At 37.6% G+C, this 25,937-nt stretch carries 24 protein-coding genes, 2 riboswitches and 1 other annotated feature; of the genes, 5 read left to right on the top strand and 19 right to left on the bottom strand.

Annotation, left to right across the window (positions count from 1 at the left end):
• Positions 1-486: 486 nt before the first annotated feature.
• The 6 genes from pepF to X953_RS05235 all read right to left on the bottom strand — a co-directional run bounded on the left by pepF (position 487) and on the right by X953_RS05235 (position 8,290).
• Positions 487-2,301: an oligoendopeptidase F gene (gene pepF, locus X953_RS05260; RefSeq protein WP_040954662.1), complete on the bottom strand. Its 1,815-nt coding sequence runs from the start codon at positions 2,299-2,301 to the stop codon at positions 487-489.
• A 108-nt stretch (positions 2,302-2,409) separates the two neighbouring features.
• On the bottom strand, positions 2,410-3,600 hold the full coding sequence (locus tag X953_RS19015) for a competence protein CoiA (protein WP_052350043.1): 1,191 nt from the start codon (positions 3,598-3,600) through the stop codon (positions 2,410-2,412).
• 647 nt (positions 3,601-4,247) lie between these two features.
• Positions 4,248-4,943, bottom strand: a complete 696-nt coding sequence (gene mecA / locus X953_RS05250; protein WP_040956971.1) for an adaptor protein MecA — start codon at positions 4,941-4,943, stop codon at positions 4,248-4,250.
• Positions 4,944-5,392: 449 nt separating this feature from the next.
• Positions 5,393-5,788 (bottom strand): transcriptional regulator SpxA, encoded by a 396-nt coding sequence (spxA, locus tag X953_RS05245; protein ID WP_019378978.1) that lies wholly within the window; start codon positions 5,786-5,788, stop codon positions 5,393-5,395.
• Positions 5,789-6,223: 435 nt separating this feature from the next.
• A complete protein-coding gene (locus tag X953_RS05240; protein WP_040954661.1) occupies positions 6,224-6,817 on the bottom strand; it encodes a GNAT family N-acetyltransferase in 594 nt (197 codons plus the stop codon).
• A 264-nt stretch (positions 6,818-7,081) separates the two neighbouring features.
• Positions 7,082-8,290 (bottom strand): putative glycoside hydrolase, encoded by a 1,209-nt coding sequence (locus tag X953_RS05235; protein WP_040954660.1) that lies wholly within the window; start codon positions 8,288-8,290, stop codon positions 7,082-7,084.
• Between the two features lie 219 nt (positions 8,291-8,509).
• Between X953_RS05235 and X953_RS05230 the strand changes: the two genes are divergently transcribed.
• Positions 8,510-9,109, top strand: a complete 600-nt coding sequence (locus X953_RS05230; RefSeq protein ID WP_040954659.1) for a YdhK family protein — start codon at positions 8,510-8,512, stop codon at positions 9,107-9,109.
• 451 nt (positions 9,110-9,560) lie between these two features.
• Here the strand turns inward: X953_RS05230 and X953_RS05225 are convergent, their stop codons facing one another.
• From X953_RS05225 to tenA, 5 genes are read right to left on the bottom strand one after another with little or no spacing between them, the layout of a single operon-like run.
• Positions 9,561-10,562 carry an ABC transporter substrate-binding protein gene (locus tag X953_RS05225; RefSeq protein WP_040954658.1) on the bottom strand — a complete coding sequence of 334 codons (1,002 nt, stop codon included), beginning with the start codon at positions 10,560-10,562 and terminating at the stop codon, positions 9,561-9,563.
• Between the two features lies 1 nt (position 10,563).
• Positions 10,564-11,301, bottom strand: coding sequence for an ABC transporter permease (locus X953_RS05220; RefSeq protein ID WP_040954657.1), 738 nt, complete (start codon positions 11,299-11,301; stop codon positions 10,564-10,566).
• Complete coding sequence (locus tag X953_RS05215; RefSeq protein ID WP_040956970.1) at positions 11,298-12,068, bottom strand: ABC transporter ATP-binding protein; 771 nt, start codon at positions 12,066-12,068, stop codon at positions 11,298-11,300. Before X953_RS05215 ends, X953_RS05220 begins: the two co-directional genes overlap by 4 nt.
• Positions 12,069-12,114: 46 nt before the next feature.
• Positions 12,115-13,419, bottom strand: coding sequence for an acetylornithine deacetylase (locus X953_RS05210; protein ID WP_040954656.1), 1,305 nt, complete (start codon positions 13,417-13,419; stop codon positions 12,115-12,117).
• Positions 13,420-13,475: 56 nt separating this feature from the next.
• A complete protein-coding gene (tenA, locus tag X953_RS05205) occupies positions 13,476-14,174 on the bottom strand; it encodes a thiaminase II (RefSeq protein WP_040954655.1) in 699 nt (232 codons plus the stop codon).
• Positions 14,175-14,252: 78 nt separating this feature from the next.
• Positions 14,253-14,351: riboswitch (TPP riboswitch) on the bottom strand.
• 361 nt (positions 14,352-14,712) lie between these two features.
• A riboswitch (TPP riboswitch) is annotated at positions 14,713-14,822 on the bottom strand.
• A gap of 201 nt (positions 14,823-15,023) precedes the next feature.
• Positions 15,024-15,202, top strand: a binding site (T-box leader).
• A gap of 55 nt (positions 15,203-15,257) precedes the next feature.
• Between tenA and trpS the strand changes: the two genes are divergently transcribed.
• Positions 15,258-16,253 (top strand): tryptophan--tRNA ligase, encoded by a 996-nt coding sequence (gene trpS, locus X953_RS05195; protein ID WP_040954654.1) that lies wholly within the window; start codon positions 15,258-15,260, stop codon positions 16,251-16,253.
• A gap of 39 nt (positions 16,254-16,292) precedes the next feature.
• Here trpS and X953_RS05190 read toward each other — a convergent pair whose 3' ends face one another.
• The 6 genes from X953_RS05190 to X953_RS05165 all read right to left on the bottom strand — a co-directional run bounded on the left by X953_RS05190 (position 16,293) and on the right by X953_RS05165 (position 21,624).
• The gene (locus X953_RS05190) at positions 16,293-17,054 is read right to left on the bottom strand and encodes a YjbA family protein (protein ID WP_040954653.1); all 762 of its coding nucleotides are present in this window, start codon (positions 17,052-17,054) and stop codon (positions 16,293-16,295) included.
• A gap of 80 nt (positions 17,055-17,134) precedes the next feature.
• Positions 17,135-17,341: a hypothetical protein gene (locus tag X953_RS05185; RefSeq protein ID WP_040954652.1), complete on the bottom strand. Its 207-nt coding sequence runs from the start codon at positions 17,339-17,341 to the stop codon at positions 17,135-17,137.
• A 321-nt stretch (positions 17,342-17,662) separates the two neighbouring features.
• Positions 17,663-18,901 carry a beta-ketoacyl-ACP synthase II gene (fabF, locus tag X953_RS05180; RefSeq protein WP_040954651.1) on the bottom strand — a complete coding sequence of 413 codons (1,239 nt, stop codon included), beginning with the start codon at positions 18,899-18,901 and terminating at the stop codon, positions 17,663-17,665.
• A gap of 36 nt (positions 18,902-18,937) precedes the next feature.
• A complete protein-coding gene (locus X953_RS05175) occupies positions 18,938-19,876 on the bottom strand; it encodes a beta-ketoacyl-ACP synthase III (protein WP_040954650.1) in 939 nt (312 codons plus the stop codon).
• Between the two features lie 150 nt (positions 19,877-20,026).
• On the bottom strand, positions 20,027-20,983 hold the full coding sequence (locus X953_RS05170) for a BMP family ABC transporter substrate-binding protein (protein WP_040954649.1): 957 nt from the start codon (positions 20,981-20,983) through the stop codon (positions 20,027-20,029).
• Positions 20,984-21,006: 23 nt separating this feature from the next.
• Positions 21,007-21,624 (bottom strand): hypothetical protein, encoded by a 618-nt coding sequence (locus X953_RS05165; protein WP_040954648.1) that lies wholly within the window; start codon positions 21,622-21,624, stop codon positions 21,007-21,009.
• A gap of 111 nt (positions 21,625-21,735) precedes the next feature.
• On the opposite strand from X953_RS05165, the gene X953_RS05160 reads away from it, so the two are divergent.
• Positions 21,736-21,915, top strand: a complete 180-nt coding sequence (locus X953_RS05160; protein ID WP_040954647.1) for a DUF2929 family protein — start codon at positions 21,736-21,738, stop codon at positions 21,913-21,915.
• A 72-nt stretch (positions 21,916-21,987) separates the two neighbouring features.
• On the opposite strand, the gene X953_RS05155 is transcribed toward X953_RS05160, so the two are convergent.
• The gene (locus tag X953_RS05155; RefSeq protein ID WP_084715620.1) at positions 21,988-22,341 is read right to left on the bottom strand and encodes a hypothetical protein; all 354 of its coding nucleotides are present in this window, start codon (positions 22,339-22,341) and stop codon (positions 21,988-21,990) included.
• Between the two features lie 160 nt (positions 22,342-22,501).
• On the opposite strand from X953_RS05155, the gene X953_RS05150 reads away from it, so the two are divergent.
• Positions 22,502-23,314 carry an undecaprenyl-diphosphate phosphatase gene (locus X953_RS05150; protein WP_040956967.1) on the top strand — a complete coding sequence of 271 codons (813 nt, stop codon included), beginning with the start codon at positions 22,502-22,504 and terminating at the stop codon, positions 23,312-23,314.
• Between the two features lie 73 nt (positions 23,315-23,387).
• On the top strand, positions 23,388-24,089 hold the full coding sequence (locus X953_RS05145; protein WP_040954646.1) for a Crp/Fnr family transcriptional regulator: 702 nt from the start codon (positions 23,388-23,390) through the stop codon (positions 24,087-24,089).
• 569 nt (positions 24,090-24,658) lie between these two features.
• On the opposite strand, the gene X953_RS05140 is transcribed toward X953_RS05145, so the two are convergent.
• Positions 24,659-25,789 carry a TIGR04053 family radical SAM/SPASM domain-containing protein gene (locus tag X953_RS05140; protein WP_040954645.1) on the bottom strand — a complete coding sequence of 377 codons (1,131 nt, stop codon included), beginning with the start codon at positions 25,787-25,789 and terminating at the stop codon, positions 24,659-24,661.
• Positions 25,790-25,937: the final 148 nt, after the last annotated feature.

The following is a 25,937-nucleotide window of genomic DNA, read 5'->3' as shown; positions in this document are numbered from 1 at the left end:
TACGGGGCAGCGTATATCCTTATTATCTCTCTTTGTATTTATACAAAGGGGGATGGGAGAAAGTTTCATGATTCAAACAAAGGGGTTTTGTTTGTCATCTTACAAATAATACTATAACAGCAAATTATCTTCCTATCAATAAGTATGTTCATAATTTCACAAAAGTGTCACTTCTAATTATTTCAAGCTGTTCATATTATCAAATAGAAGGATTAAATAGTTGACAGGAGTGATGGTTCATGCAAAATGTGCTTCCTTTTTTATTTATCCTATTAACATTGTTCGCTTTTTTCATTAATATTCTTGGGTTAATGTCAGTCATCCCGCTCTATATTACACTGCCATTATTATTCATTTCTATTTATCTTACAGTGTACTCATTTACTAACAGACCAACCAGGCGCGTTTACCGTGGCATGCGTTAAATTCACATTTGCTAAGTAAAAAACAGGATGCGACCAAGTTAGGTGCATCCTGCTTTTTTCTTTATTTTAATAGTAGTTTTTCCATTTCATTTAGCTTTTCTTCAAATACATCTAATGCATCAAGGATTGGTTGTTTGGATGTCATATCAACACCTGCTTTTTTAAGTACCTCAATAGGATAGTCACTACTTCCCGCCTTCAGAAAATCAAGGTAACGAGTTACAGCGCCTTCCTTCTCATGCAAAATATTATTCGATAGAGCCATTGCAGCAGAATAACCTGTTGCATATTGATACACATAATAATTGTAATAAAAATGTGGGATTCTCGCCCATTCCAAGCCGATTTCTTCATCAGAGACTACTGCATCACCGAAGTATTTTTTGTTTAGATCATAATATAACTCTGTTAACTTATCTGCAGTTAAAGCTTCCCCATTTTGTGCTCTTACATGGATATCATGCTCAAACTCTGCAAACATCGTCTGGCGAAATACAGTGCCACGGAACCCTTCCAAAAAGTGGTTTAATAAATAGAGTTTTTGCTTTTCATCCTCTACATTTTTCAACATATAATCATTTAACAAAGCTTCATTCGTTGTCGATGCAACCTCTGCCACAAAAATAGAATAGTTTCCATAGCGGAAAGGCTGAAACTTACGCGTATAGTAACTATGCACGGAATGGCCGAGCTCGTGGGCAAGTGTAAACATATCGTTTACGTTATCCTGCCAATTTAATAAGATATATGGATTCGTACCATATGCACCTGAAGAATAAGCACCACTGCGTTTTCCTTTATTTTCTTCCACGTCAATCCAGCGATTCTCATACCCTTCTTTCACAATATCCACATATTCTTCACCAAGTGGAGCGAGTGCTTCTAACACATTTTTTTGAGCTTCTTCGTATGGAATCTTCATATCTATATCCTGTACTAGAGGTGTGAAAAGATCATACATATGCAATTCATCCAGCTTCAATACTTTCTTTCTTAGTTCCGCATAACGATGAAGTAATGGAAGTTTTTCATTTACCGCTTCGACTAAATTGTCGTACACTTTTTCAGGAATATTATTATCATCTAAAGCAGATTGCCTGGCAGATTCATAATTCCGTACCTTAGCATAAAAATTGTCTTTCTTAATATTACCACTTAGCGTGGAAGAAAAAGTGTTTTTAAATTTTCCATAGGTATCGTACATTCCTTTAAAAGCAGCTTCTCTTACACTTCGATCCTTTGATTCAAGAAAACCAATATATCTGCCATGTGTTAAGTCAACTTCTTCCCCGTCTTCATTTTTGATCGTTGGGAATGTTAAATCCGCATTATTCAACATGCCAAATGTCTGAGACGCACTTGACATGGGATCAGATGCTTCTGCCAGTAAGGCCTCTTCTTTTTCGCTCAAGATATGTGGTCGCTGTCGATTTATTTCGTCCAATGTCTTCTGATATGCCTGTAGCTCTTTGTTCTCTTCTAAAAAGTCCTTTAGCTTCGTTTCATCCATCGTTAAAATCTCCGGCACGATGAAACTCATTGCACTTGAAGCAGTTGTTAACACATTTTCAGCCTGTGCATTTAGTCCTTGATACCATGAATTGGTTGTATCCTGGTCATAGCGCATATGCGCATATGTATACAGCTTACCTAATCGTTCGGATAATTCATCCTGTAACTTTAATACACCAAGCAGCTGATCAGAGGACTCAGCCAATTTTCCTTGATACTTTTCTATTTTGGGAATATCGGTTTGTAGTTGTTTTAATTCTTTCTCCCATAATTCATCTGTATCAAAAATAGCCTCTAATTTCCATGTGCGTTCTTTTGGTAATTCCTCACGCTTTGGCAATGCTTTGGTTTTTGAGTTCGCCATAAAAGATCCTCCTTCTATTCAATTAAAAAATTCTCTCTTTATATAGTAATTCGTGAACACATGAGAAAATTCCTGCAAATAGGAATCCTTATAACTTAGTATAACGAATTAACGGGGAATCATGCTTGGATTTTGTTTAAGAAGCTTTTCCAAAACAACTCTGTCAGCAGCGAGCGCGTTCTCTAATGAAGTGGGCTTTTTAACTTCTCTCCGTTTCACATAGTTGCCATTCAGTCTATCGAGGATTTTTAGAACTACCAAATGTTCCAGATATTCCTGAATAGGATTAGCTGGTGAATGCAACAGTGGGAATTGCTCAGTAAGTTGATGATGGCGACTGAGAAAGGTATGACAGGAGGAAAGCGTAAAACTTGCTCCTATTGGGATAGGGGAAAGATAATCCAACAGCAGTCGACTCTGCCATTCGTATAGGGGAGATTTCATTCTCATCTGAAAGACTACAGGTAAATGTATGAGGGATGGAAGTGTTTCACGGTGTAACCCTTTTAAATAAAGCCATTGATACCATTTCTTACTTTTTCCGAAAAGCCGAGTTGGTTGATAGAGCCTAAACCGATGCTTTTCTTTCATCCATAAGGTATATAGTTCTTTTGGTTTTATTTTTTTGGATGTAAAAAGATCAAGAAAACCAATAGTAGGAAGTGATTGAATATGAAATTTTCCAGTAGCTGTTCCTGTACGGAGAATATAAATGTCATGGATAGATAAAAATTGAAATGTTTCTGCACAGAAAAAGTAAATACATAGTGGATAATCAGGAGAAAATTGATGGATAAATTGGGTTAAGAAATCGTTTATTTTAAATTGAGTGGCAACCTTCCGCTGAAATAGAGTCATGCCCAGAATCCAAATTGGTGTAATACCGGCAAGCATATAGCCTTTATTTCTTTGTTGAATAATATGTGTAGGGATTCTTACACATTGATATTCAATTGCTATTTTTCTTCCTTTCAAGTTCACAAGCATATCGGGACGTTGCTGTATTTGTGGAAGATACTCTTCCAGCTGCACATTTATTTGCTGTCCTGCTACCCAGTTATATAGAGCCAGCTTCCCTTTTTCATGATACGCGCCTTCCCCTCCTTCATTTGCAGTACACTCACCTTCTTGATAATGCGCAAAATGAGCAATATTCTTTATTCCTGCCTTCATCATCACCCTTTCCTTACAGACTGGGCAATAAAATTCCATTTGTGCTTTCTTCCATTCCATTATTTCATTTCTGGTAGCATGTGGAAGAGTGACTAACACACCTTTTTTTGTCATTGCTTGCAGCATAAAATAGCTCACCTCCATTGTTTATAATTCAACAAAGATTATAAAAACCCTTCTTTGGCAGTAAAAAAGGTGTTCAAACAATACTACATGCAGTTTTTTTCTTCGTAGTAGGAGGAAAATACGAACTAGCTAAGAATATAGAGGCTGCGTAAATCACCGCTACGGGGAAATATTCCGCTTTCCGCGGGCGGCTGATGAGCCTCGGGCCAACAGGATGTTGGTCATGAAGGCGTTGCGACACGACGTCGCGACTTTAGCCTTCCAATCCCTATAGCGCGTTCGGGGGTCTCATCGAGGCCTCTCCTCCCGCAGGAGTCTCCACATTTCCCCTTCGCTACTATTTCCTATTATATCTACGGAGAAAAATTAAGTTCACATAGATCCAGAATATGCTGTGTACGAATTGATTGGCTGCCGGAATAGCATGAGGCGAAGACCCTGGACGGAGCGTAGCGGAGGAAGCGGCTGAGGCCATGCTGGCGGAAAGCGTCCGCCTGAAACGCAAATCAATGGGTGCTTCCTCTGTAAGATTAATTACTCCATCCAACACAAGTTACTTCGCATTTTATCTAAATTATGAATTAGTTTAACACCCTAACACATTTTTTTAGGCCCAAAAAAAAGACACCCTCTTTTATTGAGTGTGCCTAGATATTAGCAGGGAAATGTTCTCTGATTTCCTCAAATGTGTTTTCAGATAAAATTCTCTTACCATACTCTTCTAACATGTGAATTGTAATGTCCGCATCATTCGCAAACTCAAATACTTGGCTAATCAAGTCTTCTTGTATATTATCATCCAGTACGTCTTGAGAGAATTCCAGATATAAATAATATTTATTTTTATAGAAATACAAGATTTCCTCAGTAATGCCAGTCATATCCTGGAAATAATGACTTAACTGAATAACATCTTCAAAATCATCAAAATTAACGATAATCCAGAGGTTATCCTCCATGTGATCATCTTCCATTTCTTCCGTATCTTCTTCCTGCTTCGCACCGAATTTATCTTCCAACATGTTTTCAATTTTCTTATCAACAGGAAGATCTACCGTATGGCCGTCCTCTGTATGAAGCTCAATATTTTCTCCATTTTTAGAAACCTGTGCCTTTGTTACTATAATTTCCAGACCCTTCTCCAATGCTTGAACTTGGATCCATAACGGTCCTTCTACATTAAATTCTTCTTTATAATTAACTTCATCCATCATTTGCCAGAATAATTGTTCACTACGTTCTCTGTTATACCAGATTTCTTCTCGCTCAAAACCACGATCTTCAATATCGATATATGAAATATAAAATTTTACCGTGTTTTCATTTATTCTTTCTATTTCCATCATCTATTCTCTCCCTTCTGATAATAGTTAGGTGGAAGAGACAACTTCACCTTTGATGAAACAGATTACAGTAAACTATACCCTAATTTTCTAAGCGTTAACCATAATAATCGGTTCATTGTCCCCTCAATTAACCATTTATTCATTAAAATCTATATATAAAACTATATGACTTGAGTATATAATCCTTCTTAGTCCTATTGTATGACAACTTCCATCATATTGGAAATTAAAAAGCCCATAAATCATAGAATAGTTAATAATATATTGTAGACCATTTCCATCATTTTGTCACCATAAAATTAATATGGACAAAAGAGTAAGCTTACTCACTGGAAGTGTAAGACTTCCAGACTGGTTACACGGTCAGCTTTTGTATTGGCTATTTAAAATTAAAAACGCAGATCATCACCAACTGATCTGCGTTTTAATTTATTTAATGAATCTGATTAGTTAACCATACGTTGTGCTTCACGTAATTGAAACGTACGAACCGTTCTAGGTAAAAATCGACGAATCTCATCTTCGTTATAGCCCACTTGCAGACGTTTTTCATCTAGTATGATTGGTCTGCGTAACAGACCAGGATTTTTTTGGATCAAATTGAATAGATCCTTCATTGGCAATTGCTCAATGTTAACATCCAATTTTTGAAAAACCTTTGAGCGTGTGGATATGATCTCATCCGTACCATCTTCTGTCATACGTAATATTTCTTTGATCTCATCCAGTGATAATGGCTCAGAGAATATATTGCGTTCAGTGAACGGTATATCATGCTCTTCTAACCATGCTTTTGCTTTTCTGCAAGATGTACAACTTGGTGAGGTATAAAGTGTTACCATTAAAACTTCACTCCTCATTCTGATATGGGTTTTTTCATTTCGAAAACACGGATTAACTTATTCGATTATTAAATTAAAATAAGTTTAATTAACCCCTATGTAAAGTATACTACATTTGTCTAGTGAAAGGTAGAGGATATTCAAGAAAATTAGGGTTTTTTTATGTTTGTTGAAATGGATTTCTGCCGCTAATGTTAAGTTACCCCTAATCATTTTTAATTAAACCCTCTAATTGAAAATAATCTAAAGTTTTTTCCTAAATGGGTATTTCTTGAGAATGTAATTCGTACGTATAACTATGTTGGATATGTTTACTACAGTAGCTAAACCCACTGAAAATTATATTGTTGAAAAAGAGCGTAAATTGGATGGCAGTTGAATAGGAGAATTTAAAAGCCCATCAGCTATCTTACTGATGGGTTTTTAAAAATAGTTTTATACTTTTTCTTTTGAGGTTAAACTTCCTAAAATATCCGCTGTATCGCGATCCTCATCATAAACAAGTACCTCGTCTACGGATTGATATGCCTTTCCGTACAGCTCTTTATCCTTATACGTATGAATATCTTCATACATTCGCTTCATTTGCTTAAAGATAACCTCTTCAGAGTCATCATTTGGTGACCAATATAGAATTTCCATAGGGGTTTCTTCATTCGTCGCTAGTGAGCGTCGATTATAGCCAATTGATTGGGCGTGGGTAAAGCCTTCTCTATTATAAAAATGTAATCTTTTTTCTGTATCTGAATCCTCGTAATCCACCGGCTCCACTTCCAAAATAATTGGCTTATTCTTCTTTTTAAGCTTTTCAATTAGTTTATGACCTGTTCCTTGACCACGAGCTTTTGAAGAAACCCATACATAATCTATAAAAATAAATGTTTCGAATTCAGCGTACATCATTACATGCAGGGGACTTTCGTCTTTGTAATATACATCCCCCTTTTCATCTAAAAGCATCTCCATATGCTCTTTTGATTTCATTTCTTCCACTGGAAAGTACTCGTTCAATTTCTCATACCAATTCATTGATCTACTCCTTATTTTTTAGTAGTCTGCTTTATTATAACGAAACTAAATCCATTTGTTAAATTCATCTCATAGGGTAGGATATCCAAATAGAGCAATTTACATCAGCTTTTCTTTAGAACAACCCATATTATTCCAAATTACTCGATCTTATAGCGAATTTTAATCAAATTGCCGCAAGTTTGAAAGAAGTTGGGTTGTGCACCTATATTCTTTAATATGAAAACAGACCCCTAAATAATTAGTGGTCTGCTCCGTTTAACTTTATTTTGATAATCCAACTTTATAGTCTACATTTTCGGTGTATGAGTTTCCTGCATTCCATAATAAAAACTCGTGTATGTCATTTTCATATAGTGCCTTGATCTGAGCCTCAACCTCTGCTTTTCCATATTGTTTGGTAGTCCCACTATACAACCAAGGTGCTTCAAAATCTTGAATCCATGGACGGGAAACAGGTGGGTCTTCCAATTTACCTAAAACTTCATTTTCCACCTTCGCATACTCAGACACCAATTTATATGGCTCCGTGTCCGGTTTCTCAATACCAAAATAGGATGTCCAATGACTTGGATAAATCATGGAAGAAATAACATCTACATTTTTAGATATACGTGAGAAGTTTTGACCAATCCCAGGTGTCTCTTCTAAGGTTGCTGCATATCCAAAAATATCTACTGCTACGTCTACATCATAATAAGAGAGCTCTTCCCTCGCATATGCTACAAAGTCAGTAACTGCTTCTACTCGTTTCTTTATGTTGTTCATATCTGCATCCTTATAGTCGCCAAGAGAATAATTTAACTCTTCGTCTCTATGCTCGAAACCTTCCGGGAAGCGGACATAATCAAACTGGATTTCTTGAAAGCCCATTTCTGCTGCTTTCTTTGCAATCTCTATGTTATACTCCCAAACTTCTTTTTGAAACGGGCTAACGAAGGCATCTCCATTTCCATTCGTCCATACTTCACCATTCTTGGTAAAAGATAAATCAGGTCGCTTTTTAGCCAATACTGTATCCTTAAATACAACAATTCGAGCGATTGGGTAAATTTCTTTTTCCTCTAGGGTTTTCATTAATTTTTTGGGATCATCAATAAAATTTTTCGCAATATCTTCATACGGAGAGCCTTCTTCTGGCTTGAAAGTAAGGTTTCCGTGATCTTCTTTAATATCAATAACCATTGAATTCAAATCTGTATTTTCTATTAAATCAACAAGCTTCTCAAACCGACTGCCCCCAGCCGAGTTTCCTGTTACATATATTCCTCTGACTGCGTCTGGATACTCAAATTCATAGCCTGAATCATATGTAAATCGCTTCATTTTTTTATCGACATCAATTGGCTTAATGCTCGTCTGTCTTTCCTTATGTAAGTTTGCTACTTCTGCCTCATCTGCGCTAATAACGATTGGTATCATTAAGCACACGAAGATAGCGCTGACAAAGGTTAGGTGTTTTCCTAATCGCATAAACTATCAATCTCCCATTCTGTTATATTTCCAGTATAAAGGAAAATAATCATTTTTTGAATAAAAAATAATAGATTTTGTCAGTTTTTGTTATTGTCTAAGGACTGTTTGTTTATCTTCCCCTACAAAACATTCTTCAAGAATGTAAACAAGTCTGCATATAATCTGCATTTTTTATGGGTATAGTAGGGAAGAATTGTTATTTAGGAGGTAAATACAATGAGATTAAAAAAAGTTTTAATGAGTCTTTTGTTGCCATTTTCCCTTATAGCGCTTACTGCTTGCGGACAAGGTAATGATGAATCTCCCTCAAAAGAATCATCCGATACGGAGATGAATTCAGAGACCACGGAAGAAAATAATTCCGACTCACATGGGGAGATGAATCACTCAAGTTCGGGTGAAGTTCCTGAAGATCTGAATAGTACCAAAAATCCGACCTATGAAGTTGGAAGTAAAGCGAAAATTACTACAGACCATATGCCAGGAATGGAAGGTGCAGAAGCAACGATTGCTGGGGCATATACAACAACGGTTTACACTATTTCTTACACCCCAACAACAGGTGGTGAGAGAGTAGAAAATCACAAATGGGTCATTCATGAGGAAATTGCAAACGCGGAAGAAGAACCACTGGAACCTGGAGCTGAGGTTACTATTAATGCCTCTCATATGAAAGGAATGGACGGTGCTACTGCTAAAATTGACTCTGCGCAAGAGACTACTGTATACATGGTAGATTATGTCCCAACAACCGGTGGCGAAAAGGTAACAAACCACAAATGGGTAACAGAAAGTGAATTAGCACCAATTCAATAAGACTGGACTGCAAACAGCAGCAAGTATTTGCTTAGACTGCTGTTTGCATGGATTACTACATTCATCCAAAAACGGGTTATATTTTATTCTTGCTTTTCAATTGAGAGCCTTATATAATAAACTAAAATCAATATCATTAGCGATGATAAAGGCGTAGTAAAATTACCCAATGATTTCTAGAGAGCTTGTGGTTGGTGCAAACAAGTATCAAGGTATATTGGAATTGGACTTTTGAGCTAACTAACGATTAAAGCGATTCTGCATAAGCAGAATAATTAGGGTGGCACCGCGGACTTTGTGTCATGAAACCCCAAAACTTTTACAATTAAATAAGACAATCTTGAATACATTATTTTAGAGTTTATGATGTGAAGCGGATAATTTATAATTTATGTGCCCGTACCATAAAATAACTGGGATCCTAACAGAACCCAGTTATTTTTTATCACGTTTATTTATTTACAAAAATATCATCCATATCAGGAATTTCCTCGATTATTCCCACTTCTTTTAGCCATTCAGCCGTTTCTTGCCAGGACTGTTCTTCCTGCGACCCAAATCCCTCATCTGATTCCATTTTTGGAATTAGTATTTCCATACTTTTTGCCTCTACCTCCTTATCAAGTGGGAAGTTAGCTTCATCCTGATTATCTAGTAAAATTTGTAGTGCATCTTCAGGGTTTTCCTTCATATATTCATAACCTTTCGCCGCCCCCCTCCAAAAGGCTTCAATTTCATCTTGTTGCTCATTCCAGGTCTTGTCACTTGTCACGGCAACCAATTCATAATAACTTGGTACACCATAATCAGTTGGGTTTGTATATTCGACATCGTAACCTTTACTTTCTAATACTGGAACTTCATGATTCACGTAGGCCCCGGCAACAGCATCCACCTTATCTGCTATCAAAGCTGTGCCTAATTCAAAACCCACATCTTTCATCTCAACATCATCGATATTACCGCCATCATGTTCGACCATTGTCCTCACTATTGCCTCATTAATTGGAATACCTGGGTAGCCAACTTTTTTACCTTCCAAATCTTTTGGTGTTTTAATTGGACTGTTCTCCTTAAAGACCAAATGATTTAATGGTGAACGAACGATTGCACCCGTTGACTTAACTGGGATACCCTCATTTGCTCGTGCCATGATCACATCCGGCTGATAATAAAGGCCTAATGTAACCTTCGATGCTGCTGCTAAATTGAGTGGGTCAGTTGGGTTTGCAGGAAATTTAATCGTAACCTTTATCCCTTCCTCTTCAAAATACCCCTTTTCCAGCGCAACATACAAGAAACTATGTACTGCGTTTGGATACCAATCTAACATGACATCAACATTCCCTAAGTCCTTTTCATTAGATGCACCACTCGTCCCGTTATCCCCTTCACACCCGGCAAGTATTATTGCTACAAGTAATCCTATACTAATGATAAAATACTTTTTCATTTTACTTCCTCCATTTCAATACATGCTCTTCCATCCAGACAACAATTAAAAACAATAGGATTCCCAGCATCGACAACAAAACAACCGGGGCGAACACTCCCGCTCCATCAAATTGTGTCATCATTCTTCTGCTAAAATACCCGAGACCTACTTGTGCGCCGAGCCATTCGCCTATAGCTGCACCTATCACACTCAGTGGAACAGCAACTTTTAACCCTGAATAAAAATAAGGTATGGCTGAAGGAATATCTAGTTTTAGAAAAATATCCTTTCTACTGGCTCCCATTGTTAATAATAATTCCTGTATTTCCTTACTTTTTGAGCGAAATCCATCGAATGTACTAATGGTTATCGGAAAGAATGATATTAATATCGTAACCGCCACTTTGCTCCAAATGGAATAGCCAAACCACAAAACAAAGATTGGTGCAAGTGCAATAATTGGGATTGTCTGTGAGATTATAATAATTGGATAAAATGTTTGCTCCACTGCTTTACTTTGATTCATAGCAATGGCTAAACCTACACCAAACAAAATGGAAATGGCTAAACCTATTATAATTATCAACAATGTCGATGGTAGATGTTCCGTGATTAATATTGTTCGTAATTCCCATAGTTCCATTATTACCGCAGATGGTGTTGGAAAAAGAAAGTCTAGATCTACCATTCTTGCTACAACTTCCCAGAGAATAATAAACAAAAAGATTAATAGCGTAGAGGGAATATATTTTTTCATATCGTAGCCTCTACTTGAAATTGCGCCATTATTTCTTCTTTTGTCTTAATGACAGCATGTTTATTTAAATCACTTAATTTTCTTGGGCGGTCAAGCGGCACAATAAATTCCTTTAACGTTCGAACTGGTTTCTCTGTCAAAATAAATATACGATCAGATAAAAATAAAGCCTCATTTATATCATGTGTAATAAAAAGAATCGTCTGTTTACGTTTTTCCCACTGCCCTAAAAGCCATTCCTGCATCGATTGCTTTGTCATCGCATCAAGTGCACTAAAGGGCTCATCTAGAAGGAGGATATTGGATCCACTTAACACGGCCCTAAGAAACGATAACCGCTGTTTCATCCCGCCTGATAGTTCACTAGGGTATTCATTTTCGTATCCACCTAGTCCAAATTCCTTTAATAGTTCACGTACCTGTTTATCTGCCGTTTTGCTATTAATCCCTTTTAATTCAAGTGGCAGGACAGCGTTTTTTAAGATGGTTCGCCATGGCATTAGTAAATCCTGCTGTGGCATGTAACCAACGCTTCCAAGTCGATTACTATGACATTCTCCGTTAATGTAAATACCCCCATTTACCGGCTCCTCTAATCCAGTAATTAAACGAAACAATGTCGTTTTCCCTGACCCGCTTGTCCCAATAATACTGATAAATTCTCCATCCTTCACCTTAAGATCAAGCAAATCTAGCAATGGTTCCTGTTTATCCGCTTCCAAATAACGAAAACTAACCTGTTTCAGTTCTAAAGCGATATGATCCATCACTTTCTCCTGTTTGTTAGAGAGAATTGCCCCTACTGAACATGTTTCACTTCGCTGTTGTTTCTCCATTACCTAACACCCTCTTACTAGTTGTCCATTCATAGATAAACTTCATCATTACTTTGGTAAAATCAAGCAGCTGGCTAATGGATAGCTGTTCATTCACGCTATGTGCATTTAGATAATCACCCGGTCCGTAAATAGCAGTCGGAATACCTGCATCGCCAAGCCAACCACCATCGGTAACAGATTGAGAAACATTGAAAATTACCTCTTCAGCACAAACATGATTATGTGCAGCGGAAAGTAATTGAACTGCTTGATGTGTTTGATCCACCTCAAGCGACGGAAAAATTTCACCACGGTCTTCAATCATCGAAGCCCCGCCCCACTTAAATGTCGGAAGATTCTCTTTTAACCAAGGATCGGCATTTGCAACATTCAATACATGGGTTTCCACCTCTTTAATAATTTCTTCGTATGTTTCATCAGGATAATAATGAACTGTAATCCATAAGCGACATTCGTCGGCAATAAAAGCCGCATGGCGCCCACCTTCAATCACTGCGGGATTTATGGTATTCGTTCCAGGTAGGAAGCCCGGATAACTTTTGGTAACAGCCCAGTGACGTTCCAATTCCTCCAGTCCGTTAATGATTTTTGTCATCTTGTTAATAGCACTGGCTGCATGTAGCCCTCCACCAGCATGGATCATATTCCTTCTTGTCGCATCATGGTATGTTTTATCACTCTTGATTGTAATCCATCCAGTTATTACGCCACCCTGTCCTTGGATATGTAAATCGCTTGTATCAACTACCACTGCAAAATCAGCTTGATAACCACGCTGACAGCACTGTAATGTCCCTGCTTCTCCTACCTCTTCACCGATTACCGATTGGAATGTGAGGGATCCCGGCAATTTAATGTCATTTTCCTTTAATAACTGAATGGCAAACAAAGCACCTGCAAGGCCACCTTTCATATCTGCCGCACCACGACCAATCATTTTATCGTCCTTAACAATTGGCATGAATGGATCTGATTCCCATTGATCCACATTTCCAACCTCTGCCACATCAACATGCCCATTAATAATTAAACTTTGATATTCACCCGACTCCTCACCACTTAATACCCCAACAACGTTTGGGTCCCCCGGATATACATCCCACATGTCAATTTCGAATCCTTGCTTTTCCAAATAGTCAGCAATAAACTCTTGGGCCGCCGTTGTATTTCGTGCAGGGGGTGCTGGTGTTTCAAACGAAATTAATTTCTTTAGTAATTCAATGAGCTCTGTTTGCCGCTCATCCACTTGGTCAATAATTTGCACTATTCTTTCATCCATACAAACCACTCCTTATCTACCAAAAAATTGTCCACCTTACTTCCTGCTAGTTTTGCCTATAGAGTGGAAGGTTTTAATAACTTAATTGGCCACGTTTCCTTTCTCTCAGCCATATCCCAAAACATATACTCAAAGTAGCTTGTTTTGACAACAATATCCTCCAGGGAAGCTAGTTCATGTTCAGGTTTCCCGCTTGTTATTTCATTCATCAAGTCTTTACATGTATTAGCTAACTCCGTAAATTCAGGAGAGGCGTACATTTCCACCCATTGACCATAAAATTCATGTTCTAATGCCCCTTCCCATTTAGCTAGGTTTTTTCCAATAAAGTTATAGCTCCAAGCGCATGCAAGTACGGAAGCGATAACATTTTCAACGCCACCTTGTTGCGATACATTTAGCATGTAACTCGTGTACGCTGTCGTAGTTGCTCCCGCTTCTGTAGCTTCTAGTTCCTCGTTTGATATGTTAAATTTCTTGGCATATTCACGATGAAGATCCATTTCCATGTCCAATGTACCGTGCAATAGACCCGCAAACAGTGTCATCGTCTTTAGGTCCTGTGATTTTGCACTCCCTAAACCGAAGAGCCGTGAATACTCGATTAAATATACATAATCTTGTTTCATCCAATGTTTAAATTTCTCTTGATCTAGCCACCCCTCTCCAAGACCTTTAACAAATGGATGCTCCAAATAAGAATTCCAAATTGGTCCAACCTTTTCCCATAAGCGATCTGTAAATAAACTACTCATTATAAAATCCCCTTCCTTTTTTAATAAAAAAACCATTCACTAATACATAGGAATGGATTTGCAGTAATTCAATAAATTGAACTTTCTCCTGCACTTCCCTACGCTAGTATTAACCAGTTCAGGTTCAAAGGGTCGAATTTATTCTCTCAGCACCAATGTGCTCCCCTAGTGATTGACTATATTAAGTTACTTCATGATAGTATCAAGATGTTAAATCCTTTTCTTTATCATCCTATAAACTTCTTCACCCCCTCCCCCGTCAATAACGGTACACCATTATTGACCCTTTCTTTCACCTTTTCTGGAACAATGGTTGTCGATACAACGAAATCATAATCATCCTTCTTGCTCATCGCACCATTGATGTTGCCTTGATGGAGTACACCTGCCGTAAGGATTGAACAAAGTGCTAGTTTTGTGATTTTGTAATCAAATTTCTAAGTAATGGTGAACTTACGTAGACATAAAAAACCACTTTCCTTCAAGCATAAAGAAAGTGGTTTGAATATATATATAGTAATCAATACAAATTAGCGTATATCAATTACTGCCACTTCCTTACGACGGTATTACCCGTCTCAAGTTCATTGAGTTTCAAAGTTAGTCACTTTAATCTCAGCCCTTATAAAGGCACCCCAAGTGGATCATTAATAATTTATTTTATTTTCATATAATTTACCATTGATAATGATGGAAGTCAATGGACTTTTATACACCATTTTGGGACAGTGGTGACGGGCTGCCCTTCCCCACTAGCTCTTTAGTGTTTTCAACAAAAATCTCTTTTTCCAAACTTCAAATCCTTGCTTTATGGTTTGGAATTCGTATATAATAAATTAAAATTTATATTTTACAGCGATGATAAAGATATAGTACAATTACTCTTAGGTTTTTAGAGAACTTGTGGTTGGTGAAAACAAGTACCGGGGCAAATTGGAATTGGGCTTTGGAGCTGGGAAATTTATTAAAGCGATCTTACAAAGAATGTAAGATAATTAGGGTGGCACCGCGGTTCATTCGTCCCTGTTTTTAGGGATTAATGGGCTTTTTTTAATGGGAAAAAATAAAATTGGAGTGAACAAGATGAAAACAATATTTTCAGGTATTCAGCCAAGTGGTACATTAACCATTGGTAATTATTTGGGAGCAATACAGCAGTTTGTGCAGTTACAAGAGGATCATGATTGTTATTTTTGTATTGTAGATGAACATGCGATTACTGTACCTCAAGATCGTTTGAAACTACGACAAAATATTCGTTCACTCGCAGCGATTTACCTAGCTTCAGGTATTAACCCGGAAACCTCTACACTATTTATCCAATCCGAAGTTAGTGCACATACACAGCTTGGATGGATGTTACAATCCATCAGTTATATGGGTGAGTTGGAGAGAATGACACAGTTTAAAGATAAATCGGAAGGCAAAGAAGCTGTTTCTTCCGCTTTATTTACCTATCCATCTTTAATGGCTTCCGATATCTTACTTTATAATACAGACATCGTTCCAGTTGGTGAGGATCAGAAGCAGCATTTAGAGCTTACACGTAATCTTGCTCAGCGTTTTAATAACCGTTTTAATGATATCTTCACTGTTCCAGAAGTGAAAATCCCTAAGGTGGGCGCACGAATCATGTCATTACAGGAGCCAACGAAGAAAATGAGCAAATCAGATACCAACGAAAAAGGTTTTATTTCTATGCTCGACGAACCAAAGAAAATTGAGAAGAAAATTAAAAGCGCCGTTACAGATTCAGAGGGTATAGTGCGATTTGATAAAGAGAATAAGCCGGGTGTATCCAATTTATTAACAATTGAATCCAGTTGCACAGGAGAAACCATTGAAGCATTGGAAGCAAAATACGAAGGCAAAGGTTATGGAGATTTTAAACAAGGCGTAGCAAATGCAGTTATAGATGTACTGCAACCAATACAGGAAAAATACTACGCTCTTCTCGATTCAGAAGAATTAGATACCATATTAGACCATGGAGCAGAAAAAGCTTCCTTAACAGCTAATAAAAATTTAGCAAAAGCTAAAAAGGCAATGGGACTTGGCAGAGTTAAAAAGAAGAAGTAAACACAAAGGGTGAACGTAATATACGCTCACCCTTCATGCTTATTGTAGCTTTGAAGCATTCTCCTCTTTTCCATTTTCCATTTCATACAATTTTTCAAGGAAAGGCTGTCCTTTAATTAGTTTTGCACACAAATCCTCATGAGAGCTTGTCCAACCTCTCTTCACACCATTGTACAATGCTTCCCAAACTTGGTCTTCATTCAAATCGCGAATGTAAGGATAGTTTTTCGGATCCCATTCCGTAAGCCAATAGCGTAATTCTCCAAGATTGTTCGCTGTACGTAGCTGATCAAGCCCCATCATTAATAACTGTTTCAATTGCCGTTCTTTTCTAGTTAAACCGAAAACGAGCTCAGGCTCTAGTGAAAGCATATGATACTCTTTTTTATAATGTCTATCGTCAAACTTAAATGATTGTGCCTTCGTATTTTGGATCATATCATATACTAGTTGTTCTTGCCTTGGAATTAATCTGCTTTTCCGAACAGGAATTTGATAGCCTATCGTGTCAATTACCATAATATCATTTCCATCAGTAATAATAGCAGCATATTCCATAACGGTTCTTTCTTGTCCTTTACGAGAGTAAGCTCGTTTATAAATTACGTCCAGCATGGGTTTAGGAAGTTCATGCATGTCATTTTCAATGTAGTTATATAGATTTTCCGTTATGTACAAGAGGGGAACCTGATCTAACAACTCGATTTTATCCTCTTTTCGCCATTCATGAAAATAACATACGTTATACCCATTCTCTTCTCCTTCAAACCAATTTACCCATACATCATGCAGATATAACATAAAACAACCCTCACTTTAAAATGTGAATTTACCATTCATTATGACCATCCTCCTAGAAAAATATTCTAAATCTGTAAAGTTTATGGACTATGTGGAAATCGGTAAATTACAAAAGCAATTAAAATTAGCCCTGCCGGAAGAAAATAACATTCCGGTCTTGTTAAGATAAAGCTGAAATATTCCAACCAGGTTACCCCTGCAGGAAGAAAGTTTGTATAAGCGATAATTGTAACCCCGCCTGTTACAGCAAGTCCAAATCCAATTAAAAATAAAAAAATATACCCCATTCCATCCCCACCCCATGCTTGTACACTGTAATTAATACTATTTTATGCGCCTAACCTGTAAAAAATGAAGAATGTCTAAACGTTCATCCCTGTATCCCCCCGAGTGGCGGGCATTCAATCACGTTTTCTTGGCCGCAATGTCCGTCATACACTCCGTAATAGCCTAGATAAGTGATAATTAATGAAATTTACAAAATCTAACAAACTTTGCCACTAAAGCTAATAAGCTCTTTGCCTGCCAAGAGCAATAATAGATACAGAGCAATAAAAAAGACCGACCAGCAACTTATGCTGATCAGCCTTCCTTATTACTTTCTCATATTAATTATACTTTTTGAATACTAATGCCACGTTGTGTCCACCAAACCCTAGAGAATTGCTGACTACTACGTCTACATCTTGTTTTCTGGCTTCATTTGGAACATAATCCAGATCACAGTCTTCATCTGGTGTTTCATAGTTTATAGTGGCTGGAATCACGCTATCCTCAATTGTTTTTAAAGAAATAACTGATTCTATCCCACCAGCTGCTCCAAGTAAATGCCCTGTCATTGATTTTGTAGAGGAAACTGCAATCTTATATGCATGTTCACCAAATACCGTTTTAATTGCTTCTGTTTCAAATTTATCATTTAATGCGGTACTTGTCCCATGTGCGTTAACGTAGTCGACGTTTTCCGGCTGCAAGCCAGCATCTTCAATTGCCATCTGCATTGCCCGGGCTGCACCTTCACCATGCTCAGCTGGAGCAGTGATGTGATAAGCATCTCCGGTAGCACCATAGCCGACGATTTCCCCATAAATATGAGCCCCACGCTCCAAAGCAGTCTCCAATGTTTCCAGGATCAAGATACCTGAGCCTTCACCCATAACAAAACCATCGCGGTTTTTATCAAATGGACGGCTTGCTTTAGAAGGGTCTTCGTTTAATGACAATGCTTTAGCAGAGGAAAAACCAGCAAAGGCCATATTTGAGATTGGAGCCTCTGTGCCCCCTGCTATAATATAATCAACATCTCCACGCTGAACTGCTTTAAAAGCATCACCGATCGAATTAGCACCAGAAGCACATGCGGTCACACTACAAGAATTAATTCCCTTTGCTCCTAGTTGAATAGATACCTGGCCTGCTGCCATATCGGGAATCATCATTGGAACAAAGAATGGACTAACACGCTTCGGTCCCTTTTCCAAAAATTTCGTATGCTGGTCTTCCCATGTTTGCATACCACCGATTCCAGAGCCGATCCACACGCCGACACGATGTGCATTGGAATCATCAATTGTCAATTTGGCATCTTCCACCGCCATTTTGGCTGCTGCGACTGCATATTGAGTAAATGGATCCATTTTTCTTGCATCTTTTTTGTCCATATATACTGTAGGGTCAAAATCCTTTACTTCTGCTGCTACTTTTGCAGGGAAATCATCTTTGTTTACTCTGGTTACAAAATCAACTCCGGATTTACCTGCAAGAACATTTTCCCACATGGTTTCCACATTGTTGCCTAAAGGTGTGATTGCTCCAAGTCCTGTAACAACTACTCTTTTATTATCCATAAGGTAACCTCCTATATCATTCCGTTCTATTTTCGTTTACTTTCCCCAGCGTAAAGCAACGGCTCCCCATGTCAAACCGCCACCAAAGCCAACCATTACTACTAGATCATTATCTTTTATTTTACCATCTTTAACTGCTTCTGATAATGCCATTGGGATTGATGCTGAAGAGTTATTTCCGTATTTCTTAATCGTTTTTGCCATTTTGTCTTCTGAAATACCCAAGCGTTCACGCGCGGCGTCCATGATCCGGATATTTGCCTGGTGTGGGATCAAGTAGTCTACATCTTCTTTGTTTAGACCAATTTCTTCAATAACATTTACAGTAGACTCCGGCATTTGCCTAACTGCAAATTTATATACTTCACGGCCATTCATCACTAAATGATCATCTTCATTTTGATATAATTCCTTGCCTCCAGCGCCATTTGCACCAAGCTCAAAGGATAGAATACCTTTTCCTTCTGCAACTTCCCCTATAACAGCGGCTCCTGCACCATCACCTAGCAAGACACATGTTCCACGGTCTTCCCAATTGGTAATTTTGGATAACTTATCTACACCAACAACGAGAATATGCTTATATGCCTTTGTTTCAATAAATTGCTTTGCAGTAATCATCCCATACATAAATCCTGAACAAGCTGCACTGATATCCATAGCTGCAGCATTCTTCGCACCTAATTTATCTTGTATCATACAGGCAACAGATGGAAATGGCGTGTCAGGTGTTACGGTTGCAACAAGAATCATATCAATATCTTCTGCTGTGATACCAGATTCCTCTAAAGCCCCTTTTGCGGCATGGTATGCCATGTCAGATGAATCTACATTATCTTCTGCAAGTCTCCGTTCTTCAATTCCTGTACGCGTCCGGATCCATTCATCATTTGTATCGACAATCTTTTCCATGTCCTTGTTTGTTAAAACTCTTGTTGGAAGGTAATGACCTGTACCTAATACACCAACGTTCATATTTCCATCTCCTTATATATAAAAAGTTTATTATCAAATATTATGACTTGGTACTAATTTTAATGTATAAATGGGCAACTTGCAAGAGTAAAAGTAACTAACCCTTCCCATAGCAGGCTCTGTAACATCATTGAACATGAGGTCCAGTTTTTAGCGGGCGTTTGGCAGCTTTCCTGTTTCCTTGTATTCCTGAATGGATTCTTTGATTTTTTGTTGAAAGCTTTCAGGAACAATTGGACTAAATTCACCGAGCGATATTGCATCATCGCCAAAGTCAAATGTAAGTATCCCACCATCAAGGTTTCCCTTATCAAATCTCTCTGCAGCAATTTCATATAGCCTGTCCACATGCTGTACAGTGCTTGTTAAAACAGTATGCTTGCCTAACTTTAATTGATCATCTACATACCCTATCGTATGCGCATCGGCCTTCTTCGCCCTTTCAATAACTTCATTACTAAACGAATCACCTGTTGGATAAAACACATCTATGTCATTTGCGAGCATCTTCGTATAAATATTTATAGCTAAGTCTTTATTAACCCATGTGTTTAATATTTTTACATAAATATCTACAGAGGGATTTTGATATTTCGCACCTTCGTAGAACCCTTCAATTTCTGGCTGCCATTCATATGCCCCAATAATCCCCAGCTGATTAGTTTCTGTCATTTTACTTGCTACCATTCCACCAAAAAAACCCATGGCTTCTCCATTAAACTTTAAGCTTGTTAAATTTTTGGAATGAATGTTCCCATTAAAATAAACAAAGTGGACATCAGGATAATCGTTTGCAATCTCTTTGAAATATTTACCGAAACTATTACTATGACCAAAAATCAGATTTACCCCATTTTCCACAAATTCATTTACGGCGAGGGTAACATCGTTTTCTGTATAAATATTTTCTTTATAATATACATCCACATCCTGTGTTTCCTTAATTGCCATTAAGCCTTTATAGCCTTTCTTTCCCCAGGCTTGCTCCTCCATTGGACTATCAAAGAGCATCCCAACAGCCTGCAGCTCGCCTTTACTAAATAAATTGCACCCAGCTTGTAAAAACAAAGAAACTCCAATTATACAGACGAAAAAAACTCTTTTCATTTCGGCACTCCATTCAAATTCAATTAATCCTTACTATTGTACATCGATTTAAATTGTTCATAATGCTTCATAACCTGCTCTATTCGTTTCTTCTTAGGTATATTGTCACGAATATAAATGGAATTTTCAAGCTTTTCTTTTTCTCTCTTCGTCATTTCCTTTGTTTTTACATACAAATTAGGAGAAAGTTCTTTTACCTTCATACATTGGATAAGTAATTTAGTGAATTCTTTTATATAAATAGCATCCTGTTGAAATCGTTTCGAATCGAATGGAATAACCTCTTTACCGTGAATGATACCTTGTTTATTCATTGGCATCCATTCTCCATAAAGCAAGGGCGCGAATATAAAAGTTTCTTTTGAACCTCGTGATCTATTTTCACCCGGGTTAATAACCAATATATGTTCTGCGTTAACTTCACTCAGTTTCTTATTTCCATTAGTAAGAATGGCATGTTCATAATATTCCTTTGTCTCTGAATTCACAATTTGAAAAGAACTATTTCGACCAAAAAACATTGTTAACATATCTTCCTTTGCACTATCCTCTATTCCATTCACTTTATATCCATGGTCCAACATATCATCAACAAGATGAAAACCAATCCAATCATTGCAAGATGCTACTAATTGCGTCATCCTACTACCTCCCTATTGAAATAATACTTTTATTTTATGTAAGGATTTGATAAACTAGGAAAGGAAGTTTGAATTCATTTAGACAGTTAAAGAAAAAATGAGGTGTTCACATTGCGTTACATATGGACAATAATTTGGGCATTATTAATAAGTTCCGTTCTTTCCTATGTATTATCAAGTATGGGTGGCGAACCATTCAGCTTTCTTAGCACTATCGTTTTCGCCGGCATTCTTGTAGTCGCTATTGCTATATTAGGTGATGGCGCTTTGAAAGAAGATCACAGTAATTAATTGAAAAAAGTTAGAGAGAACCCTTGCCTTTAAGCAATAGTTGGGCAAGGGTTTTCCTATTACATTATTTTTTTAATACCATGGCAGGATACTTAATGCTGTAAGTGCTGCAAGTGGGAGCACAAGTCTGCGAAATCTTCTTGGTCTGTAATATCCCGGATACCCACCATACCCGTATCCAGGGTAGCCGTACCCAGGATAACCGTAACCCGGGTACCCATAGCCAAATTGCCGGTAGTCTTCCAGAGATGGCATGTTTTGATGCTCATCCGGACCAATTGGCACTGCAAAATAAACGTATTCATCATCCAAACCGGTGATAATACCATCAAGTTGCGAGCCATCTGTTGTTTCAGCAAGCACATAAGAATGCATATGTTTTTTACATAAATCGTATATATGATGATAGTCATTATTCATTTTCATCTTAACCGCCTCCTCACCATCTAGACTATTCAACTAGTAATTACTTGGTGACTTGTCATCCCATTAAATTAAAAAGAAACATTACTGAGTCAATAAACTTACTATCTTATCGAATATGTATAAAAGAACGATTGAATAAAGGAGATATCTCATGGAGACAATGACAGAATTAGGGACATTAATAAAGTATTTAATTTTAGGATTATTTCAAGGTTTTACAGAACCAATCCCCATTTCTTCAAGTGGACACTTGGTTATTTTAAGAGAGCTTTTTTCTATTAATATAAAAGGACTCTCATTTGAAATATTAGTTAATTTTGGGTCCCTTATTGCAGTATTACTTGTTTTTCGAAAAGACATTATCCGTCTGATCCAAAATACACTTCACTATGTTACGAAAAAGGAAGAATCAGCCAAAGGTGATTTCCAATTTATCGTTTTCCTTATCGTTGCCACTATTCCAACAGGGGTTCTCGGACTACTTCTGGAAGATTATATTGAAGATAAATTAAGTGGTGTCACTGTTGTTGGTTTCACACTACTGATTACAGGTGCAGCTTTATGGATCATTCGTAATATGCGTGGAAATAAAAATGACGGAGATTTAACAGTGCGAGATGCGCTAGTTGTAGGTTTCGCCCAAGCAGTTGCCTTAATTCCAGGTATCAGCCGCTCAGGAGCTACCATTGTAGCTGCAATGCTTGTAGGAATGAAACAGGAAACCGCATTGCGATTTTCTTTCCTATTATACATCCCTGTCAGTCTTGGTATCACTGTCCTTTCGGTTACAGATATCATTAGTGACCCTAACTTTGATGCCTTAATGATTCCATACCTGATTGCATTTATGGCATCAATTGTAGCTTCTTTCTATGCACTGAAGTGGTTTATAAATATTATGGCAAAAGGGAATTTGAAGTACTTCTCTTTCTATTGCTTTATTGTAGGTATCCTTGTTATCCTATTCTTATAATAAGCAAACATATAAGGTATATGTTCGATAAAGAGTATGCTGTTGCAGTGTTTTATAAAGGTGGTTGCTCCGTATGAAAAGTAGATTAAAAACATCTGAAGTTTCCACAGATCTTCAGAAGCTCCTTCATAAGGAAGGAAACCCACTACCAATAAAAAAAGATACATTTCTATTTAATGAAGGAGAGCCTGCCTCCAGAATATTTATGGTAACCTCAGGAAAGGTACAAATTGGGAAACTTTCTCCTGATGGAAAAGAACTTGCTTTAAGAATCTGTCATGCTGGTGATATTATTGGAGAAATTAATTTATATTCTGAAGAAGTAAAATATATTCTTCATGCAAAAGTGCTGGAAGATGGGGAAGTTCTTGTACTAGACAAAGCAAAGCTGGAAGAAAGCTTGCTACTGGAAAAAGAACTTACCATCGAATTTATGCAGTTAATGAATGACTCTTATCGCAGGGACCAAACGAGATTTCGTGATCTTGTACTTTTTGGAAAAAAAGGTGCTCTATACTCCACGTTAATTCGTCTTTCTAATAGTTACGGAATAAAAAGAAAACAAGATATTTTCATCGATATATCACTGACAAACCAGCAATTGGCTAACTTTTGTGGTACAACAAGAGAAAGTGTCAACCGTTTGTTAAATGAGTTAAAACGAAATTCTATTATTTCTATGGACAAAGGACATATCACTATTCATGATTTGAATTTCTTAAAATCGCAAATTAATTGTGAAGATTGTCCTGTTGTCCTATGCACTATACATTAGTAAAAAAAGGAGTCGGCTTGCACAAGCTGACTCCTTTTTTTACTATAGAATATGGTTCTATTGCAAATTCTGGGGTACAAAAGTTACATCTCAATAATTCGTAGCAGGAGAAAAAATGCGAACAAAAGTATATCTCATTTTAAGGAAGCGGAGGGACCCATTGATTTCCACTGCAGGGGGACGCTTTCCACCGGCATGGCTTCAGCCGCTTCCTCCGCTACGCTACGTCCAGGGTCTTCAGCTCATGCTATTCCAGTAGGAGTCGCCCCCTTCCGCTCCAATCAATTCGTATCTGCTTTAAACTATAAATAGCGCGTTATATCTAACAACTTTACCAGTGTAGGAAAAACACGAAGACTCCTTTGGGAAAAGCAACAGCTGAAGATCCCGCAGGAAGTGGTTTTCTTCCGAGGAAGCTGAAGCGTTGCCCACGGAAAGCGAAGTGTGTTTTCCGAAACGGTCATTTACAAACAACCAAATTAGTTCGGAGTATATCTACTTTGCGAATCATTTGCCCCCTCAAAATATATTAAATCAAAAAATATTAGTGAGCGCTTTGGATTCTGTTGCTATACTTTCGACTTCTTCTTTTTACGCATCGCCCTTGGAATATAAACACAATATGGTTCACTTTCCATGTAATCACCTGTCACATTATAGGCGCGGGATCTTGATCCTCCACAAACATGGCGAAATTCGCAAACACCACATTTCCCTTTATATTTATCAGGGTTACGCAAGTTCTTAAATACTTCGGACTCTCGGTAAATTTCCGCGAGCGGTGTTCTTCTTACATTACCAGCTTTTATAGGAAGCAACCCGCTTGGGTATACATCTCCAGTATGAGAAATAAACACGAAGCCATTTCCATCATTTACACCTTTAGGAGCGCGTCCTAAGCCGTCGATCTGTCCGGTTTTACCATTCATCAGTGCATCCTCATAGAAAATATGCTCCTTATCACTCATCCCTTTTTGTTCTCTTATTTTATTTTGAATTACCACTCGTCTGTAGTGTTGACCAGCTGTTGTTTTAATATCAAACGGCACACGTTTGGATAAGTCATAAAGCCACCGGAATACTTTTTCATGCTCTGCGGGTGTAATCATATCCGATTCCTTTCCCCTTCCTGTAGGAACCAGGAAAAACACACTCCATAATACACAGCCCAGTTTTTCCACCATTTCAGCCATCTCATCCAAATATTCATAATTATATCTTGATATTACCGTGTTAATTTGCAAAGGCATGTTCAATTCGTGAAGATATTTTATTGCATTCATTGTTAAATCAAAAGATCCCTCTGTTCCACGAAAATGATCATGTACACCTGCACAATGCCCATCAATACTAAAGGCCCATCTTGCTAAGCCGACATCTTTTGCTTTTTGCATGGCTTCTTTTGTAACGTTTGGTGTTGCAGATGGCGTCATGGATACTCGCACACCTTTTTTTACAGCATATGCTGCTATATCAAAAACATCTGGTCTTTCCAAAGGGTCACCACCTGTAAACACAAGCATTGGATTATCCATTTCATATATATCATCAATTAGCTTCTTACCCTCTTCAAAATCAAGTTCCAGCGGATTTCTATGATACTGAGCTTCTGCCCGACAGTGAAGGCACTTAAGCTGACAAGCCCTGGTCAATTCCCATATAACAATAAAAGGATTTTTATTATAATCTCGTGAAAACATCGTACCCCTCCTCAAACTATCTACATAAATTGTAAATTACTATTTATAATGTGGGTGTGATGTTTTTCACTTTTTAAACAGAATTCATCATATCGTCACAATCACACAATGTGATTAATAATGTACCATACGATAACTCACCTAAAAT

It is taken from the genome of Virgibacillus sp. SK37 (genome assembly GCF_000725285.1).
Classification (GTDB): Bacteria; Bacillota; Bacilli; order Bacillales; family Amphibacillaceae; genus Virgibacillus_Q.
The sequence above is the reverse complement of the archived record's forward strand: the minus strand, read 5'-3'. Positions and strand labels throughout refer to the sequence as shown.